Source organism: Candidatus Williamhamiltonella endosymbiont of Tuberolachnus salignus (genome assembly GCF_964019775.1).
Classification (GTDB): Bacteria; Pseudomonadota; Gammaproteobacteria; order Enterobacterales; family Enterobacteriaceae; genus Hamiltonella; species Hamiltonella defendens.
Genome location: NZ_OZ026471.1, coordinates 1,951,924 through 1,968,349, shown reverse-complemented (window position 1 = coordinate 1,968,349; position 16,426 = coordinate 1,951,924). Strand labels below are relative to the sequence as shown.

The window sequence follows — 16,426 nt, the reverse complement described above, 5'->3', positions numbered from 1 at the left end:
CAGGATTCATCATTTATATCCACAGTCAAGAAAAAATGTTCAATTTAGTTAAGTGATTAAAAAATTAAAAATAACTATATGATTAATATCAATTTAATAATATGTTTAAAAATTTCTTAATTTAAAAATAAATTTCCAATTTTTTTATTCACAAAGTTATTCACAGTTCTATCAAAAGAGGTGGCATATTTTTGCTACCTCGAAGGTTCCTTAAACGGAGGTTTAAGTGTAGTTTTCTATAGTTTTCTCGTTGTATGAAAATCACTGACTTTTTCATTCTGTATCCAATGTTTTTTACTTTAAATCAATAAATACGCATTCCCCTTGTGCTGTTTGCTGGTTTATTTGAAATTTACTCTCATTTTCTATGACATCAAGTTTGAATGTTATCTCTACCGGTAATCCAGCTTCTTCTGGGCTTGCAAGACTCACGATAGATCCTGCACATCTGGCTTTTATTGTTGCTATTGTTGAATTATTATTTTCATCCATCTTTTTAATTTCAAAAAAGCTGGAGCCACCCTTAAAAAAACAGTCTTGATTTAAAACCTGCTTTCCTTTTGACTGTGTTTCTCTCAATCCTGGTCGAAATATGGATTGATTTATAAAGCAACTCATAAATCCTGGAAAATCAAAAGAAGAATTAATCGACAATGTATGTGTTTGAAACTGGGTAGCGCATTCTTTTAATTGTTTATCACCTTTATTTTCAGAAAAAATTTTTTCTCCAGCAACAATAACCGTTAAACGCGGATAATCCTTAATGCTTTGCTTGCTTAAACCTAATGAACATGATAATTCATTTAATGAATCTTCATCTGCTTTTTTGGAAAATTCTTGTTGGTGAGTCTTTGTACCTTGAGTTGCCATTTCAGTTCCATATTTTATAACCTCATTGAGTGTTTCCTCAGAAAATTTGTGTTCAATTACATTACCCAATTTTTGAGAATTAGAAGAATTAAATATGACTTCTATGACTTCCTCTTTTGTAAGAAGTAATTTTTCATTACTTTTTAGGTTTCCCTTTTGTTTTTTACAGAGTTGAAAAATGGTTGATAATGTCTTTATATTTGAAATGTCGATTTTTTGACAAGCTTCCACGACGATGTTTAAGTTTTTAATGTGATTTCCAAGATCTTCTTCAGGTTTAGGAGGCTCTTCTTTAAAGAGCGCCCAAACTGATTGAATATTTTCATTAATTTTTTGCTGGTAACATTTAACAAGGAAATCAAGAGAAAGCTTGGTAAGTGGCATCCCTCCTTTTGTATTTTCATTCAACTTTTTCATATTTTCTTGTACGTATTGAAGCATACTCCAATAGCTATTTTTTTCCTGCTCGTCCTGCTTTATAATTCTCTTCTCCAGGAATAACTGACTCACTGCTAAGGACACATTTTTTTGATCAGAAATGTTGCAATCTTCAACTATATTCTTGATATTCTGGCTATGTTTTTGTGCATCATTAACGAAATCATCAGGGAGTTTGTTAAGACCTGGCACTCTTCCCTCTTCAACAGCATTGTCGAAAAGCATACGAATATATTCTGTTGAATCTTTCTTAACAGGTTGAGCATCCTTCTTTGAAAATAAAGAAATAAATATATTTTTAATTGATATAAAATATCTGATAAACAATGATTTTTGAGGCTCAGTACGTTCACTGGAACAACGAGTAATATTATTGTTAGAGGTGATTTTATTATCATGAGTCATAAAAAAATTCCTTAGGTTGGCTTTATTTAAATATTTTGCATACAAATACTTAAAATTAGATTTTAAATCTATTATTTTTTAAAACATTTTATCAAAAACCGATTTTGTAATACTTTCTATGATGTATCGTGGCCTTTTTTTACTTTCCATATAAATCTTGCCGATATATTTACCCAGAACCCCGATACCAATGAGCTGAACGCCGTCGAGAAAACGAATCACTGTTAACTCGGCAGGCCGGATGATCGACAATGATGTCACTCAGCGCGTCTTCCAGATCGCCGAATTCCAATTCGTACACCGACAGAGGTCATGATAATAGCTTTTAGCTGGCTTTCTCCGCTTTTCTTTCGGCCTTTTTGTCTTGCTCAACTTGGGACGGGCCTGATGCGTCTACCGTTTTCCCGAGGTCTTGATAATCTTGAATCAGTTTTAAACCAGACTTTACGTCTTTTGCAATGATTAAATTTATTTTAAAAAGTCATTTATTAAATTTAAAATTTATTAAATATTTTAATTAAAACAAACGTCAAAAAAAGTTTACCTGTGTCATTTTTTATTCAATTTTTTGTAAATAAATTGATTCAACTTCCAAGTACACTTTTACTAAATACCTTTTTATTTACTGACTTATCCGCCATTGCGGAAAAAACGTTACGTTTATCGGAAAATGCGGTGTTAATAATGTATATGTCCATAAAAATAGTCGCCATATTCTGGACGGCCCTGAGTATAGCATTCTGCTGGAAAGTACGCTTTTAATTTTGTTTCTTCTTTTCCCTTTAATAAAAACCTACTCTTTGTTTTTCATTAAATTGAGTGAAATGACCTATCAGTCAAGCTCAATTCCCGGTCTATTTAAACCCGTCCCCCGTATTTTTGTCCTTTTCAGACAGTTATTCACGTTATTATCTAATATTTTTATGACCTTTATTTTTGTCAAATAAAAAATAAGCGGTTTTTGATATTTATCTGTATTAAAGAGAGATAAAATTACATCACAACCAATCACATTAAAACCAAAATACATGAATAATCCCTCTAAAAATTTGAATATAAAAAATATTGAGGGACTGAATTACCAATTAATTTTTTTAAACAACATAGGAAAATAAAAAAATGTTTACAGATTCTACTTCTCGTTTTTCTCCCCCCACATCCACAACTGAATCAGTTCATCAATCAAATAATATATCTAATAATATTAAAGATTCTCTGCTGAAATTAAGTCATTCATCTGAAGAGCTTCCTAGTCGTCCAATGTATGAAATTTCTCTGGAAAAGAGGCAGTGTATAGAAGACAATTTTAATACAACACCACCACTAAAAAATCACAAGATTATGACTAAAAGTAGTAGTAAAAGTAATGTATCGTCTAACGATAGTTTTCATAATAAATATAAAGCAAATAAGTGGACATTCATATACAATTTTCGTGGTAAAAAATCCCCAGTTTTTGCCAATGAAATTACAGCATATCAATATGAGGTTGTTGCCAAAGAGAAGGGTTTTTATGGAGAGCTTCCTCAGAAAATTAAAAGAAAAGATGTGATCAATACAGAAACTCTAAGCTTGACAGAAGGCAAACACGGAGAGGAACTGTATAATATTTTTTTTGAAAAAACTCCGAATGGAAAGTCGACAAAACGAATAATGGATAATTTTGGTTTGCATGCAACAGCGGTTAGGCGCGTGGATAAAGAAACTACATACCGTAATACGTCTATGGTTATAACTGATTTTTATATTGATATAGCGCCAGTAAACTCAAAGGTAACAAAAAAATAAATTGGTTTCGATCATGCGCACTTTCGTCGTCATAGCGGTTGGCGGGCTGAATGGCCTTGATGCATATGCTTATTTGTCACATTGATAATGTGATTTACTATTTGAAAAGTTCAGGTTCCGTCTTGGGGCATCATGACGCAAGTGCTATTTTTGCATCAAATGGAATGCTGGATTTCAACGCACCATAGGCCAGTTGTAGCCATTTCCACATAGCCGTACGAATTCCTGTTTTTCCGTTTTTATGGTGAGATAACACTCGTTGCCAATCAGATTTCACTATCAGATTGCAGAAAAAGGGCGGTCAAAGCGGTCATAGACACAGCTCTCCTCAGTTTCCGCCTTGTTTTAGTCCCGCAGAGGCCATCCCTTCTTTGCTGTGGCTCAATTTTGACACATTAACTAAATACGCCAACAAATTGGTGCTCAGGATTTTTCCTTCAATACAGGGACGGCTTCCAGCAAGACTTTATTTTTCTTTAAATCTGGAGAGTCCTCAATATGATTTTTTATTTTTTCTTTGTTGTGCTCAAATCTGGCATCCCTTTTGATAAAAAAATTAGCCCTTGCTAAAACCTAATCAAAACGGTATCTGATATTAAAAAAAGACACTGAAAGACAACAAAATTTTCTACTTTTTGAATAAAACAACAAGTCATAATAAAATTTAAGTGATTGTTAAATCACATTAAAAATGTCGGCTTTTATCCCACTTTAATTGTCTTTTTCTGCCTATATTTTAATCAAAAAATTGTTTATATATTTGATTTTAAATGATTTTTTTAAATTTTGTCTTTTCGTTATTGCGATAACGAAACCGTGAGGGAATAGTTATTAACTGTAAGCATCATGCGGATGAGTTGCTGGGTTTATCGGTATGGTTAACAGATGTGAACTGTTAATAAAGACCGTTATCAGTAACAGGCTAAAGATGCTGACAGGCCTGAACCAAAAGGCATGAGGTAGGCTATCTGTGATTTTTGTGCGGATACATGGGCAATCAGAAGTGAAGCCTGCGCATTCGATAAAGAATGGGAAATATATTTCGAAAAAAGGCTAGAAAATACCTGGAAACAAGAAGCCGTAGGAAAGTAAGAAAGTGAGAGCATTATGGAGAAGACAAGATAAACGCTGTTTGTGCTGCAACCAATTAATTACTCAAGAAACTGGCTGGAACATACACCATAAAGTCGAAAGAGTGAAAGGAGGCGGAAATGAACTGAGTAATCTTGAACTCTTACATCCCAATTGCCATCGACAAAAACATAGTAGGGCTGCTGGTTACGATCGTATAGTATCGCAACTTATTAAAGGCTTGAGCGGTATGCGGGGAAACTTGCACGTACCGTTCTTAGGGGGCGGCGTGACAGAGATGTCACGTTGCTACCCGAGCATATCCGACGACGGGATATGAGCGAGTTACTCAATTAAATTGGGGCCATTTTATCGTATAATGAGTATACGGAAAAACAAGTCATCACGATGATGAACTATCTGATTCAAGAGGGAAATGCGACAAACCCGATGCAGTTTATCACTGAGATAGCGAAACAATCAGAAAAACATGGGGCGTACTTGATGACGATGGCTCAACAAATTGAAGAGATAGGAATTCAAAAAAGCATGAAAAAAGGAATAGAAGAAAGGGAAAAACAGGCTTCGCTAAAGATAGTGCGTCATTTGCTGGAGAACGGGATGGAGAGCCAATCTGTGAGATAAATAACGGGTCTGAGTGAGACTGAAATGAAAAGCCTGTTTCAAGATTCACCCTAACTGAACGTTTTTTCTGTTTTTTTAGTTTGTACCTATCAAAAGTATTTTTATTTGTCTTTTTTTCAGATAGAAGAGATGCCAGTGTACTTGGTCAAAAAGAGCTTTAGTATTGACCCTCTGACTAATAAGAGTCATAAAATCAAGCCAGAAGCAATAAACCCCCTTAGATAACCCTTTCCCCTCTTTAAAAACTCATGATTGATTCAAAACCAGCCTATGATTGCACCCGACAATAAAAATTACTGATTTAAGCATACCCGTATTTAAATTAACCATACCCGCTTCAGTATGCAGGTGAAGTATGCCGTGATTTTGGCGCTGAGTTGAAAGAAAGTCACGGGGAGTCCGATCATGTGCACCTGTTGATTGAGTACCCGCCAACCGTTGTCAGTATTGGTTAACTCATTGAAAGCTGTTACATCCCGCCGTCTTCGGAATGAGTTTCTCGATTTACGCGGTGCTTACGGCAAGCCGGTACTTTCTAGCTCATATTTTGCTGGTTCGTGCGGAGGCGCGCCGCTGGAAGTGGTAAAACAATATATTCAACATCAGCGTGGCTGATGGTTCTTCGGGCTTTTCAAGCCCGTCCAAATTCCCCTCCTGCCTTATGTCGCATAGTTATCTACAGATCATGGAGGGTTAAGAACCGCCATCGCGAAATGAGCAAGTTCTTCAGGGGTCTATTCTGCTAATAAAGTCAAGGTATTGAGTAAGATGGATAGTCCTGCGAGCAGAGCTGGAGCGCTTTCTATTCGTCCTCGTTTTTGTTGTCGTCCGGATAATCGACAAATTAACTGACGGGCGGCTACATTGTCGTCGTCTTCAGAGCGTTGTCGTCTCCATACCAGTACAACATGCCATACTGGCTATCAATAACCTGCGTAGCAGAGCTCCAGCACTAAGCTGACGCCATTTTTCTACGTCATGTCCAGCCCCTTTGAGCAGCTTCAAAAAGGAGTCGATACTCCAGCGCCAGTAATACCAGCGAGCGACTTCTGCGCTGATGCTCTCTCGGCTTACGTTTGTGAGCCGCGTCCAGCGTCCGATAAAATTACCGTCAGTATCGGTAAGGCGAACCGCAACCAGTCTGAGCGTTAGAGCTACGCCTGGCTGTACTTTCACTCGCCGGCCCGTGTTCTTGTCTTTCCGCTTCGGTTTTGCGGTTCGCGTGATGATGACAGATGTTTCGCCAATCTCCATATTGGCTTTTTTCCCTTTCCAGCGAATTTGTCCGCATGCGATAAACGGAGAGCAGTTTTCCGGTGCTGATGGTCTCCAGACGATGTTGATCTGAAAAATGGATGGGTTTCATTCTCTGGCGATCAAGCTCCGTCATCTTTAGCCATAGGTTCAGGTGTTCTATTTTTGGATGTTGCCGGGCAGCGCCCTTGGGACGCCAGGAAGGATAAGACTGTGATGGAGACGATATCCCCCTGCTGGGCAGGGTCTGTGGCACCGGCTTGGGCGAAAAATCATAGAGGCGGCTAAATCCGCCTCTGGCGAAGTTGAGGGCGGCTAATGTAAGCGTAAAGAGGACTCGCCCTCCTTTTCAATTTCTTTATGGGTTAATGCGCGGCCCTTCTCTGTTTCTGCTGGTGAGCTCACCCGCTCTCTGCTCAGTGAAGGGGTTTCTTCGTCCGCGAGATTCTTTAACTTCCTCCTCTTTTTAAGGGGTAATCTTTTACTCTCATTGTCGTCATGGGTGTCTGTTGAAATATCTCGACTGATACTTGTCTGTGGGTCTTTTCCAGAGATGGCTAATGTCGATTCGGATGTGTTTTGTGAATGGGGCATGGGGCATTCTCCTCGTGGGATACTGTGTTACATCCATAACCGATGCGGCGCAGTCCTAAAGTTCAGTCAAAGCCGGCTGAATGACCTTAATCTACAGCTACAGATTTGTACTTAAATGCAACATCATTGACTTTGTGCCGGATTTTTAAACATTCAAGTTTAAGCATCTATTAAAATAACTCATTACCCTAGGTGAGGACCGGACGTGGTGGGTATTTTGACAGCGCTGGTGAGCGATCGACAAAAATTGACCCCTTTCGACTTTAAACCAGTGAGTTGAGCATCTGGCACGGATCAGTCAACTACCATAGTTCTATCGTATTAAAAAAATTCACCCTGATGACCCCCAAAATTTGGCTGACGTTATTGGTAACAAGAGATTCAGTTGACCTGATTCAGACCCGCTTTACTCAGATATTCATTATGTTCATTTTCAATACGCTCAATGTCTGAAATGGGCACGTAATAATCCACATCTTGGTCGAAACTTTTTGCAATCCAGGTGGCGCCCATCCCTATCACCCCCACTATCGCCAGCCACCAGATATGCCAAATCATGGCAAAACCAAAAATGACACTAAAAGCGGCAATAATGATCCCTGTTGCACTATTTTTAGGCATATGTATTTCTGCATATTTTTCTGGACGTGGATAAGCTTCTCCCTTCTCTTTCATGTCAAAAAACGCATCACGACTTTTGATTTCTGGCACCACCGCAAAATTGTAAAAAGCCGCAGGAGAGGAGGTCGCCCATTCCAGGGTACGTCCTCCCCACGGATCTCCTGTTAAATCCCGATTTTTTTCACGATCACGGATACTGACGACAATTTGGATCAACTGGCAGAGAATACCAAAGGCAATCAGAACAGCACCTCCTGCGGCTACCATCAACAGAGGATGAAATTGGGGATTAATATTTTGGCTCAGACGACGGGTCATCCCCATCAAGCCCAACACGTATAGGGGCATAAAGGCGACGAAGAAACCGATCAGCCAAAACCAAAATGCCCTGATGCCCCATTTTTCATTTAAGGTAAATCCAAACGCCTTGGGAAACCAATACGTGAGGCCGGCAAAACAGCCAAATACCACGCCTCCAATAATCACATTATGAAAGTGCGCAATCAAAAAGAGGCTATTGTGCAACACAAAATTCGCTGCCGGCACCGCCAGTAATACCCCAGTCATTCCGCCCACAGAAAAAGTGACGATAAAACCCAGGGTCCATAACATCGCTGAGTTAAAATGAATACGTCCTTGGTACATAGTAAAGAGCCAATTGAAAATTTTCACCCCGGTAGGGATAGAAATAATCATGGTCGCAATCCCGAAGAAGGCGTTGACATTCGCCCCAGAGCCCATGGTAAAAAAATGGTGGAGCCAAACAATAAAGGCTAAAAAAGTAATGACAATCGTTGCCCACACCAGGGAGGTATACCCGAATAACCGTTTCCTTGAAAAGGTGGCCGTGACTTCAGAAAAAATACCAAACACAGGCAGCACGAGGATATACACTTCAGGGTGACCCCAGGCCCAGACTAAATTGATGTACATCATCATGTTACCGCCCAGTTCATTTGTAAAGAAATGGGTGCCCAGGTAGCGATCTAGTGTCAGTAAGGCGATGGTGACAGTTAAAATAGGGAAGGCAATAATGATCAAGATGTTTGAGCAGAATGAAGTCCAGGTAAAGACAGGCATTTTCATCATTGACATGCCAGGTGCTCGCATTTTCAGGATGGTCGTAAAAAGATTAATGCCCGTAAGCAAAGTCCCCATCCCAGAAATCTGCAAGCTCCATATCCAATAGTCTACCCCCACGTCAGGGCTGTATTCTTTACCGGATAAAGGCGGATAAGCCAGCCAGCCTGTTTGAGCAAACTCGCCGATGCCTAAAGACAGGTTAATTAAAACCACTCCCGCCACAAAAAGCCAAAAACTTAGAGAATTGAGGAAGGGGAAAGCCATGTCTCGGGCGCCGATCTGTAAGGGCACCACCAAATTCATTAAACCAATCACTAAAGGCATCGCCACAAAAAAAATCATGATCACGCCATGAGCAGTAAAAATCTGATCATAATGATGGGCGGTCAGAAAACCTGCTTCGCCTGCAGAAGAGAGTGCCTGCTGGCTACGCATCAGAATGGCATCAGCAAATCCCCGTAATAACATGACCAGGGCGACGACAATATACATGATGCCGATTTTTTTATGATCGACAGAAGTCAGCCATTCCCGCCATAAAAAAGTCCATTGACCAAAATACGTTATCGCCGACAACAGCGACAGACCCAACACCATAATGACGGCCAGGGTCACCATGATGATAGGTTCATGGACAGGGATCGCGTCAAAAGTGAGTTTCCCGAGCATTTTTTAATCCTCCACTGAGGCAGAGCCTCATGGGTTTAAGAAATTCATCACCGAATCAGAGGGCATGGGGTCAATCCTGATAGGGGTCGTCCAAACCAGAAATCCAGTTTTTTTGGAATGAGTCCAGTTTTAGGCAATAAGTAGCCTTGGCAATTAACACCACACCCAGGAAGGTCAATATGAACATTTTTTTGAGGTCTCCTAAAGTTTTTTCAACCCCTCTCATTCCTTTCGGCGCAATCAAAATAGCATCACAGGCACTCGGTATGATCAAGGAAATAAAGACAGATAAAATGCTCAAAAACTTTATCCATCTCTTCACTATCATGTCCCACACCCTCAATGGCAAAAAAAGCGGTTCCCCATTTAATTTGCCCAGAAATTATATCTTTTTCATTCTCATTTTGAATCATTTTTCTTAAATCATGGTTATGATATATGGAAACACTGCAGAACTCATAAAAATAGTCTAGAGTGAATCCTTTTATTGTGACTACAGATTAAATATGATTAAAATCAATGATTTATTTATTATTCAATATCATCATCTTTGAATGATTTCACTATGAGAGTGTGACTATGCATTTTGAACAAGGCATGTGGGTGATTGGCGCGGGTAAAATGGGCTCTGCGCTGGCCAAAAAAGGGCGACAAGCGAAGATGGAGGTTAAGCTGATTTCACGACCTGAGTATGATATGACGCAAAAAGAAGAAGTGAAGCGGTTTTTTGATTCAGTCAATCAGTTACCTTCGGTTATCGTCAATACCATTGGCATGCTCCATGATTCTCAGCATACCCCTGAAAAATCCTTAGCGGCTTTTAAAGCCGACTGGTTTTATGAAAGCTTGCGTGTGAATGCGTTGCCGGTCATCTGGATGGCTCAGTGCCTGTCAAAAAAACTCAGCAAACACAATGAATTCATTTTTATCATCCTCTCTGCGCGAGTGTCCAGCCTTTCAGATAATCACTTGGGGGGTTGGTATAGCTATCGCGCCAGCAAGTGCGCGCTCAATATGTTCATTAAAAATATCAGTATTGAATGGTCTTGGCGTTTTCCTAAAACCGCCATTTGTGGCTATCATCCTGGTACCGTTGAGACACCCTTAAGCGAACCCTTTAAAAAGAAGGTTAACCCTGAAAAATTATTTTCACCTGAAAAAGCCGCCGGTGACTTATTGATTCAGATTCAAAAAACGACGCCCGCCATGAGCGGGGATCTATTTGATTGGCAGGGTGAACGTATCGAGTTTTAGTGATTATCTCTGGGGCGATGTTCGGTGACTCATTGGGGCGGCTGTCGTGATGAATTTTCGGCAGTTTTATGGCTCAATAATGGCATGATAATATTTTATATAAAAACTGCTCGGTTCTTTAAAGTCAGATAAAAATAACTTCTTTTTTACTTTTGGGATCAATGAGCTCGTTCAAACTATTTTTTCAGTAAAAAAAGGGGACCTGTTTATTTTAAATTATCCCGTTTTTAAAATCTTAAAAATAAGATTAATTTTAATCTGTTCATTAAAAACAATTTATTAACAGTACCATAATAAAGACAGCTCTTTCGATGAGTCACCCAACAACGCCGCAGGGAGGCCAATAACGCACAAAGGGAGCGATAAGGCTTCCACATAAAGTGTCCTCCTAAGTTTTGCCAAGACAAACTATTCAAGTACATTTTGGCAAAGACGAGACTCAGCAAAGCACTGTAAATTTTGTAATGTCACCGTGACTATCTCACTCAACGCTTCTTCGGTAAAAAAACCTTGATGACCCGTCATGATGACATTGGGAAAAGATATTAAACACTGAAACACCTCATCGTCGATGATTTCCGACGAATGATCCCGGAAGAATAAAGGGGCTTCTCGTTCATAGACATCAATAGCGAATCCCCCGAGCTGCTGTGATTTCAAAGCCGTGATGATAGCAGAGGTATCGACTATCTCTCCCCGGGATGTGTTCACCAGCATCGCGCCTCGTTTCATATGAGCGAGTGTTTTTTCGTTGATGAGATGATGTGTAGACTTTATTAACGGACAGTGCAGGGAAACAATGTCGGCCTGACTGAGCAGCGTATCAAGTTCGACATAATGACCTATCTCTCGGAATGAAGAAGTTTGGGTAGTATCATACCCCAGCAGATGGCAGCCAAAACCTTTTAGAATACGCGCCGTCATGAGACCAATTTTCCCAGTACCGATAATGCCCACGGTTTTACCCTGCACCGTTTTACCCAGCAAACCGTCAAGGGCGAAATTGCCTTCACGCACTCGACGGTCAGTACGATGGATATGCCTCGTCAATGTCATGATGAGGGCGATTGTATGCTCTGCCACAGATCCCGGTGAATATTCTGGGACACGGGCGACAAACAGGCCCAATTTTTTAGCCGCCTGTAAATCGATATTATCGAAACCCGCACAGCGGAGCAAGACTGCACGAACACCTAATTCCGACAGTTGCTTTAATATCGATCCATCCAGTTGATCATTGACGAAAATGCAGACAGCGTCGCTTCCCTGAGCTAAATTGACTGACGTTTTCGTTAAAGAGGCTTTGTAATAACTCAGTATGAAACCCTGAGTTGTAAACTGCTGCCGGTTAATTTTATCAAAAAATTGTCGATCATGGTTTTGTGCACTGAATATTATCATCTGACATTGTTTTAACGGTTGATCGTTTTTCATCATAGAGTCCCATCTTTGTTGCTTGAATCCAGAGTGTCACGAATCTACTGATTAAACTCTTAATTGATTGAGTCATCCATTTGGATGTTGACTCACATGGGTCATTTTCATGCACATCATTGCTGTCATGGGCTTAAATGACAAATTCGGCATTTAAAAAACCCGCAACCCGTTCAGGGTTAAAAACTCTTATTTGAAATAAAAGTGACATAATATTTTTTATTAAGTGAAATTAAGCGTAGAGTGTGTATTGTCGTTTGAATTTAACATTTTTTACTCGTTGAAAGTTGAAATTGGTGTTTTTTAATGGTTAAGTACCGATGATTTGTGTCTCTATTTCATAGCGCATCAAAAAGCCAGCATGACACTTTTATCTACAGTGAGGATTGATACGATGGACAATTTTTTTATGAAAGCATTAAAAACAGCGCCCTTGATTTTACTGATTATAGGGGGCATTAACTGGCTTCTGGTGGGACTCTTTCGTTTTGATATTGTTGCGGCTCTCTTTGGGCATGAATCTGTGTTTTCACGCATCATTTATGTCATTGTCGGCATATGTGCGCTCTATTGTTTTACCCTGTTGCCGAAGATACAGGAGTTGTCAAAAAATCACTAAAATAAACGTTTTTCCAATGAGGATTTTACCAAAAAAATTCCACCCCCTCTCTTAGCCACTTTTTCGGAACATGCCGATCCAGTCCGGTTGCGTGGCAGTATTCTATCAACCCCTCCAGTGAATTGACTTTAATTTTGTCATAAATTCCTTGTAATCTGTTCTCGACAGTTCTATGGAAGAGAGACAATTTTATCCCGATGTCTTTGAGGGAAAGCTTTTGAAAAGCGTAAAATATGATATCCAGTTCTTTTTCTGTAAAAATATCGACAGGAGGATCCAATGTAAGAACGGAGGGCTTTAAATGACTAAAAAAATCATTGATAGAGATGAAACTGAACTTTTTAGCATAAAAAAAAGTCCCTAAAACCCGTCCTTCATCATCATATATTGGAAATTTCGGGGCATAATAGGGTTCAAGTTTGGCCTCTCGACCATAATATGATGTGCAAATGACCTCTGCACCCTCATTAGCTTCTGCTTTCCTGTCATGCGCCCTAAACTCATCTGCCAATTCAGACCAGGGGCAAGGGAATTCTTCGTCTGAGCGACCTTCAAAATCAAAACCCCGCGGAATATTTAAAAAATCCATCGACGCTTGATTAATATAAACCATTCTAGATTGATTATCTCTTATCCCCCAAGGCATCTTTGAATGCTCCATCATGGCTACCATCGATATTTTTCCAAGAAAATCCCTCGTTAATTTTTTTGATTCAGGGTTTTGATGTTCGTTCATTCTCTTTTCTCCAGCCAAGAATTTGATGGGGTTATCGTACCGGGTTCTTCATCTGATAGAACTGTATGAACTTTAATATTAGCAGACTCTACCCCATCAGCAAGAAGGGGTTTAGGGGTTTCTCTGGGGGACTCTTCTTTCTCGGCCTTGTTCCAGGCCTTGCTGCAAACCTTCATTAATGCCTTCTTGCTTTACCTTTCTGAATGCCTGATCCCTTTAGCTTCGAGTTGTTCTGCAACAGTCATCCTTTCCATTCCACGCTTAAATTAAAAAAGAAGGATTCATTGGATGAATTCTTTAATCAAAAATCATAAATAAGTATTTTTTACTCTTTTTTTGCTATAGTTAAAAAACAAGTCCCCCTTCAAGCACTGCGTTAAGGAGAAATATCATGTCACTGTCTATTCAAGGTCAAAATAATGGCTTATACCAGAAAGCGCTTCACGAGAAAAATATTGAACACCCAATTAAAAATCTGTTAAAAAAAAACACGTCCGATATGGGCATATGGGAAACCATTAAAGGCTTTTTTTGTCGAACCAGGAAAACTCAAGTTCTCGAAAAAGTCCATGAGTTAACGCATCACCATTATGAATGATGAACTTAACTCACACTGAATCAGCAGTAAAAAAAGGGATGGCTTTTTATCCACTCAAGCAAATGACGCATCCTGTTTATCAGGAAACTTTAAAGCGTTTGTGACACCCAGAGAAAACGGAACATAGGCTTTTTCTTTTTTGATTCAAGATGCTATGTGCTATAAATGAGGATACGTTTGTCTACGGAAATACTGAAAAAGAGTTTTCTGATATAAAAGAAAGAGAATTAACTAATGTGATAGTGACCTTTTAGACAAAAATACTTCTATCAATCATGCTTTAAATAAAGTGAAATATGATGATAAGCAACATCAATTAGAAGGGGTTTCTCTGGCGAATCAAAAAAAAACCTTGCTACATTTATTGGATGACAAGGTAAAACAAAAAATGGCGGGTTATCAGAGCCTCGCGCAAAAATCGATTTTATTACAAATGAAATGTTTTGATGATTATCATAGGCCACTTTGTTGGCTACATTCTGATGGATGGTATCGATATTACAAGCACAACAGGAACAGAAAACGATTTACCTACGATTGCTGCAAATTTAACAGTTCGAATGAACGAACATTTTCAGATCCTAAATTCTGCATTTTCAAGTTAATTAAGTATAACTTACTACAGAAATGAGGTTGGCAGATAGCTCGCTTCTAAATAAATAGGTGAAAATTTATAGTAGTATAAAAAGCCTTTACTTTATTAGAAGTATAAAGATAGGGACAATTTTATTGAAATCGGTTTTTATAACCCAGACGTTGAAATGGGATAGCTACGACCTATATAAAAAGAGGTTTTTGAGCCACTCAAATAACTTTAAAAAATGGTTTTTAGTTTATTTATTATCATGCTTTGGATTTTTCAATTGGTGCAAAGCAATTGCATTTCCTTCACTGTCTTTAATAACAAACATCCTACAAACGTGCATATCAAAAACGGATTTAACAACTTGAGTATGAGTGAATTTTGATATGAGTTTATCTAAATTTTGAACTTCAAAAACAACGGTGCTATGTGGGTAATTAGCTGTCATTACAGGATTCGTTGAAATAGCTAAACATCCTCCCTCTGGAAAATTATATTCAGCATAGCCATATTCTTCATGAACTGCGTATTCTATAAAACCGAGTTTTCTATAAAATTCGCGCGCCCGCGCAAAATTTTTAACACGATAGGAGGTATATGCTATTTTTTTTAATTGACCTGCTTTATTGAAAGTAATGACCTCTTTTTTTATGGTTTTTGACTCATGTAATACAATATCATTGTCTTCAGAATCTTTAATTAAAGCTAAATAAAATGCGGGGGTTTCTATGCTAGAAATACATTTAATCTCTTTTTTTTGAAGTTCGTGCAACGTTGCTTTAAGGTTATCTACTTCTATTGCTAAACTACCTAAAACATTTTCAGGCAATTCTTGTGTCTTGTTAGACATTAAGATACAACCCCCTTCCGGTAAGTGATATCTATATCCATTTGCTTCTCTGATTAAGCCTAAATCGGTATAAAATTTTTCAGCGCGCATAAAATCATTAACAATCAATGATGTAAAAGCAACATATCTAAACATAATAATGATCTCGTTGATAGAACTTAGATGGTATGGGTGTCAAACCTCGCAAGGTATAGCGAAACGACATAATAATCCATAATATATTCAGCAAAAAAAGGTATCGATGTCACACTGAGGTTCTCTTCTTTTCTTTTGCGGTTAGCTTGAGCCCATTTGTGCTCAATGGGATTGAGGTCAGGGGAGTAAGGAGATAAATATTCAATCAGATACCTACTTTGCTCATAGCTTTTTGAATGTCTTTTCGCTTATTTATGTAAAGACGCGTTATCCATCACGATGATACCCTGATTAGGAAGAGTCGGTAGGAGGAGCTGTATGTGACCCGAGCATAAAAAACATCACTGTTAATCGAGGAATTAAAGAGGCCGACAGTCATCAAGGTGCATCCCCTCCCCACTAAGGTACCAATGACATTTTCACGGATCTTAGCCTACCAATCGTGTCACCTAAAACAGCGCTGACCTCGTTGAGAATATCCGTAGAGGCGGACATGTCGCGGGCAAAGCCTCTTTCATCGAATAAACCAGAGGTTTGACCTGCTTTTGATAACAGGCTATTTTGTCTTGAAACAGGTGCCGTACCTCTTCGTCTGCCTTGGGATGACCCCGCATTTTTTTATAGGTCAGACGCCATCTTTTCGATGCCTGACAGATAGATTTCTGGCACAGCCCAAAGCGAGCCGCGCGTTCCCGTTGATAAGCATCGGGGTATTGTTGAACATCTTTGATGAACGGCTTCTTAGTCTATCTTACGCCCACGCGGGCAGAGGGTTTTGG

18 protein-coding genes and 2 pseudogenes are annotated in these 16,426 nt (G+C 39.1%); 8 read left to right on the top strand and 12 right to left on the bottom strand.

Features of this window, described 5'->3' with window-relative positions:
• Nucleotides 1-294: 294 nt before the first annotated feature.
• Together AACL23_RS09805 and AACL23_RS09800 are read right to left on the bottom strand one after the other, a co-directional pair.
• Nucleotides 295-1,713, bottom strand: a complete 1,419-nt coding sequence (locus tag AACL23_RS09805) for a hypothetical protein (RefSeq protein WP_234817512.1) — start codon at nucleotides 1,711-1,713, stop codon at nucleotides 295-297.
• Nucleotides 1,714-1,791: 78 nt separating this feature from the next.
• Nucleotides 1,792-1,935 (bottom strand): annotated as a pseudogene (locus tag AACL23_RS09800) (glycosyltransferase); the annotation flags it as partial.
• Between the two features lie 897 nt (nucleotides 1,936-2,832).
• On the opposite strand from AACL23_RS09800, the gene AACL23_RS09795 reads away from it, so the two are divergent.
• Nucleotides 2,833-3,501: a hypothetical protein gene (locus tag AACL23_RS09795; protein ID WP_100096435.1), complete on the top strand. Its 669-nt coding sequence runs from the start codon at nucleotides 2,833-2,835 to the stop codon at nucleotides 3,499-3,501.
• Nucleotides 3,502-3,631: 130 nt separating this feature from the next.
• On the opposite strand, the gene AACL23_RS09790 is transcribed toward AACL23_RS09795, so the two are convergent.
• Nucleotides 3,632-3,778, bottom strand: coding sequence for a hypothetical protein (locus tag AACL23_RS09790; protein ID WP_015873936.1), 147 nt, complete (start codon nucleotides 3,776-3,778; stop codon nucleotides 3,632-3,634).
• A gap of 819 nt (nucleotides 3,779-4,597) precedes the next feature.
• On the opposite strand from AACL23_RS09790, the gene AACL23_RS09785 reads away from it, so the two are divergent.
• The 3 genes and pseudogenes from AACL23_RS09785 to tnpA form a co-directional block, all read left to right on the top strand.
• Nucleotides 4,598-4,912 (top strand): HNH endonuclease signature motif containing protein, encoded by a 315-nt coding sequence (locus AACL23_RS09785; RefSeq protein ID WP_339051428.1) that lies wholly within the window; start codon nucleotides 4,598-4,600, stop codon nucleotides 4,910-4,912.
• A 68-nt stretch (nucleotides 4,913-4,980) separates the two neighbouring features.
• Entirely contained in the window at nucleotides 4,981-5,217 is a 237-nt protein-coding gene (locus AACL23_RS09780) for a hypothetical protein (RefSeq protein WP_339051426.1), read from the top strand.
• Nucleotides 5,218-5,555: 338 nt separating this feature from the next.
• A pseudogene (gene tnpA, locus AACL23_RS09775) lies at nucleotides 5,556-5,832 on the top strand (IS200/IS605 family transposase); the annotation flags it as partial.
• Nucleotides 5,833-6,328: 496 nt separating this feature from the next.
• Here the strand turns inward: tnpA and AACL23_RS09770 are convergent.
• From AACL23_RS09770 to AACL23_RS09755, 4 genes are all read right to left on the bottom strand, one after another.
• Nucleotides 6,329-6,727 carry a hypothetical protein gene (locus AACL23_RS09770; RefSeq protein WP_193432638.1) on the bottom strand — a complete coding sequence of 133 codons (399 nt, stop codon included), beginning with the start codon at nucleotides 6,725-6,727 and terminating at the stop codon, nucleotides 6,329-6,331.
• 59 nt (nucleotides 6,728-6,786) lie between these two features.
• Nucleotides 6,787-7,065 carry a hypothetical protein gene (locus AACL23_RS09765; RefSeq protein ID WP_100096434.1) on the bottom strand — a complete coding sequence of 93 codons (279 nt, stop codon included), beginning with the start codon at nucleotides 7,063-7,065 and terminating at the stop codon, nucleotides 6,787-6,789.
• Between the two features lie 381 nt (nucleotides 7,066-7,446).
• Complete coding sequence (gene cyoB / locus AACL23_RS09760; protein WP_100096433.1) at nucleotides 7,447-9,438, bottom strand: cytochrome o ubiquinol oxidase subunit I; 1,992 nt, start codon at nucleotides 9,436-9,438, stop codon at nucleotides 7,447-7,449.
• Between the two features lie 251 nt (nucleotides 9,439-9,689).
• The gene (locus AACL23_RS09755; RefSeq protein ID WP_158530940.1) at nucleotides 9,690-9,851 is read right to left on the bottom strand and encodes a hypothetical protein; all 162 of its coding nucleotides are present in this window, start codon (nucleotides 9,849-9,851) and stop codon (nucleotides 9,690-9,692) included.
• Nucleotides 9,852-10,017: 166 nt separating this feature from the next.
• On the opposite strand from AACL23_RS09755, the gene AACL23_RS09750 reads away from it, so the two are divergent.
• On the top strand, nucleotides 10,018-10,692 hold the full coding sequence (locus AACL23_RS09750) for an SDR family NAD(P)-dependent oxidoreductase (protein ID WP_100096432.1): 675 nt from the start codon (nucleotides 10,018-10,020) through the stop codon (nucleotides 10,690-10,692).
• Between the two features lie 408 nt (nucleotides 10,693-11,100).
• Here the strand turns inward: AACL23_RS09750 and AACL23_RS09745 are convergent, their stop codons facing one another.
• Nucleotides 11,101-12,129 carry a 2-hydroxyacid dehydrogenase gene (locus AACL23_RS09745; RefSeq protein ID WP_234817510.1) on the bottom strand — a complete coding sequence of 343 codons (1,029 nt, stop codon included), beginning with the start codon at nucleotides 12,127-12,129 and terminating at the stop codon, nucleotides 11,101-11,103.
• Between the two features lie 391 nt (nucleotides 12,130-12,520).
• On the opposite strand from AACL23_RS09745, the gene AACL23_RS09740 reads away from it, so the two are divergent.
• Nucleotides 12,521-12,745, top strand: coding sequence for a DUF378 domain-containing protein (locus AACL23_RS09740; protein ID WP_235661131.1), 225 nt, complete (start codon nucleotides 12,521-12,523; stop codon nucleotides 12,743-12,745).
• Nucleotides 12,746-12,770: 25 nt separating this feature from the next.
• Here AACL23_RS09740 and AACL23_RS09735 read toward each other — a convergent pair whose 3' ends face one another.
• Together AACL23_RS09735 and AACL23_RS09730 are read right to left on the bottom strand one after the other, a co-directional pair.
• The gene (locus AACL23_RS09735) at nucleotides 12,771-13,481 is read right to left on the bottom strand and encodes a helix-turn-helix transcriptional regulator (RefSeq protein WP_339051418.1); all 711 of its coding nucleotides are present in this window, start codon (nucleotides 13,479-13,481) and stop codon (nucleotides 12,771-12,773) included.
• The gene (locus AACL23_RS09730; RefSeq protein ID WP_339051416.1) at nucleotides 13,478-13,657 is read right to left on the bottom strand and encodes a hypothetical protein; all 180 of its coding nucleotides are present in this window, start codon (nucleotides 13,655-13,657) and stop codon (nucleotides 13,478-13,480) included. Before AACL23_RS09730 ends, AACL23_RS09735 begins: the two co-directional genes overlap by 4 nt.
• Nucleotides 13,658-13,872: 215 nt before the next feature.
• Here AACL23_RS09730 and AACL23_RS09725 point away from each other — a divergent pair, with 215 nt between their 5' ends.
• Together AACL23_RS09725 and AACL23_RS09720 are read left to right on the top strand one after the other, a co-directional pair.
• Nucleotides 13,873-14,079 (top strand): hypothetical protein, encoded by a 207-nt coding sequence (locus AACL23_RS09725; RefSeq protein ID WP_044612386.1) that lies wholly within the window; start codon nucleotides 13,873-13,875, stop codon nucleotides 14,077-14,079.
• Nucleotides 14,080-14,368: 289 nt separating this feature from the next.
• Nucleotides 14,369-14,710: a hypothetical protein gene (locus AACL23_RS09720; RefSeq protein WP_234817508.1), complete on the top strand. Its 342-nt coding sequence runs from the start codon at nucleotides 14,369-14,371 to the stop codon at nucleotides 14,708-14,710.
• 202 nt (nucleotides 14,711-14,912) lie between these two features.
• Here the strand turns inward: AACL23_RS09720 and AACL23_RS09715 are convergent, their stop codons facing one another.
• Nucleotides 14,913-15,602 (bottom strand): VOC family protein, encoded by a 690-nt coding sequence (locus tag AACL23_RS09715; protein ID WP_100097106.1) that lies wholly within the window; start codon nucleotides 15,600-15,602, stop codon nucleotides 14,913-14,915.
• 494 nt (nucleotides 15,603-16,096) lie between these two features.
• Nucleotides 16,097-16,378, bottom strand: coding sequence for an IS630 transposase-related protein (locus AACL23_RS10345; protein ID WP_100096431.1), 282 nt, complete (start codon nucleotides 16,376-16,378; stop codon nucleotides 16,097-16,099).
• Nucleotides 16,379-16,426 lie beyond the last annotated feature (48 nt).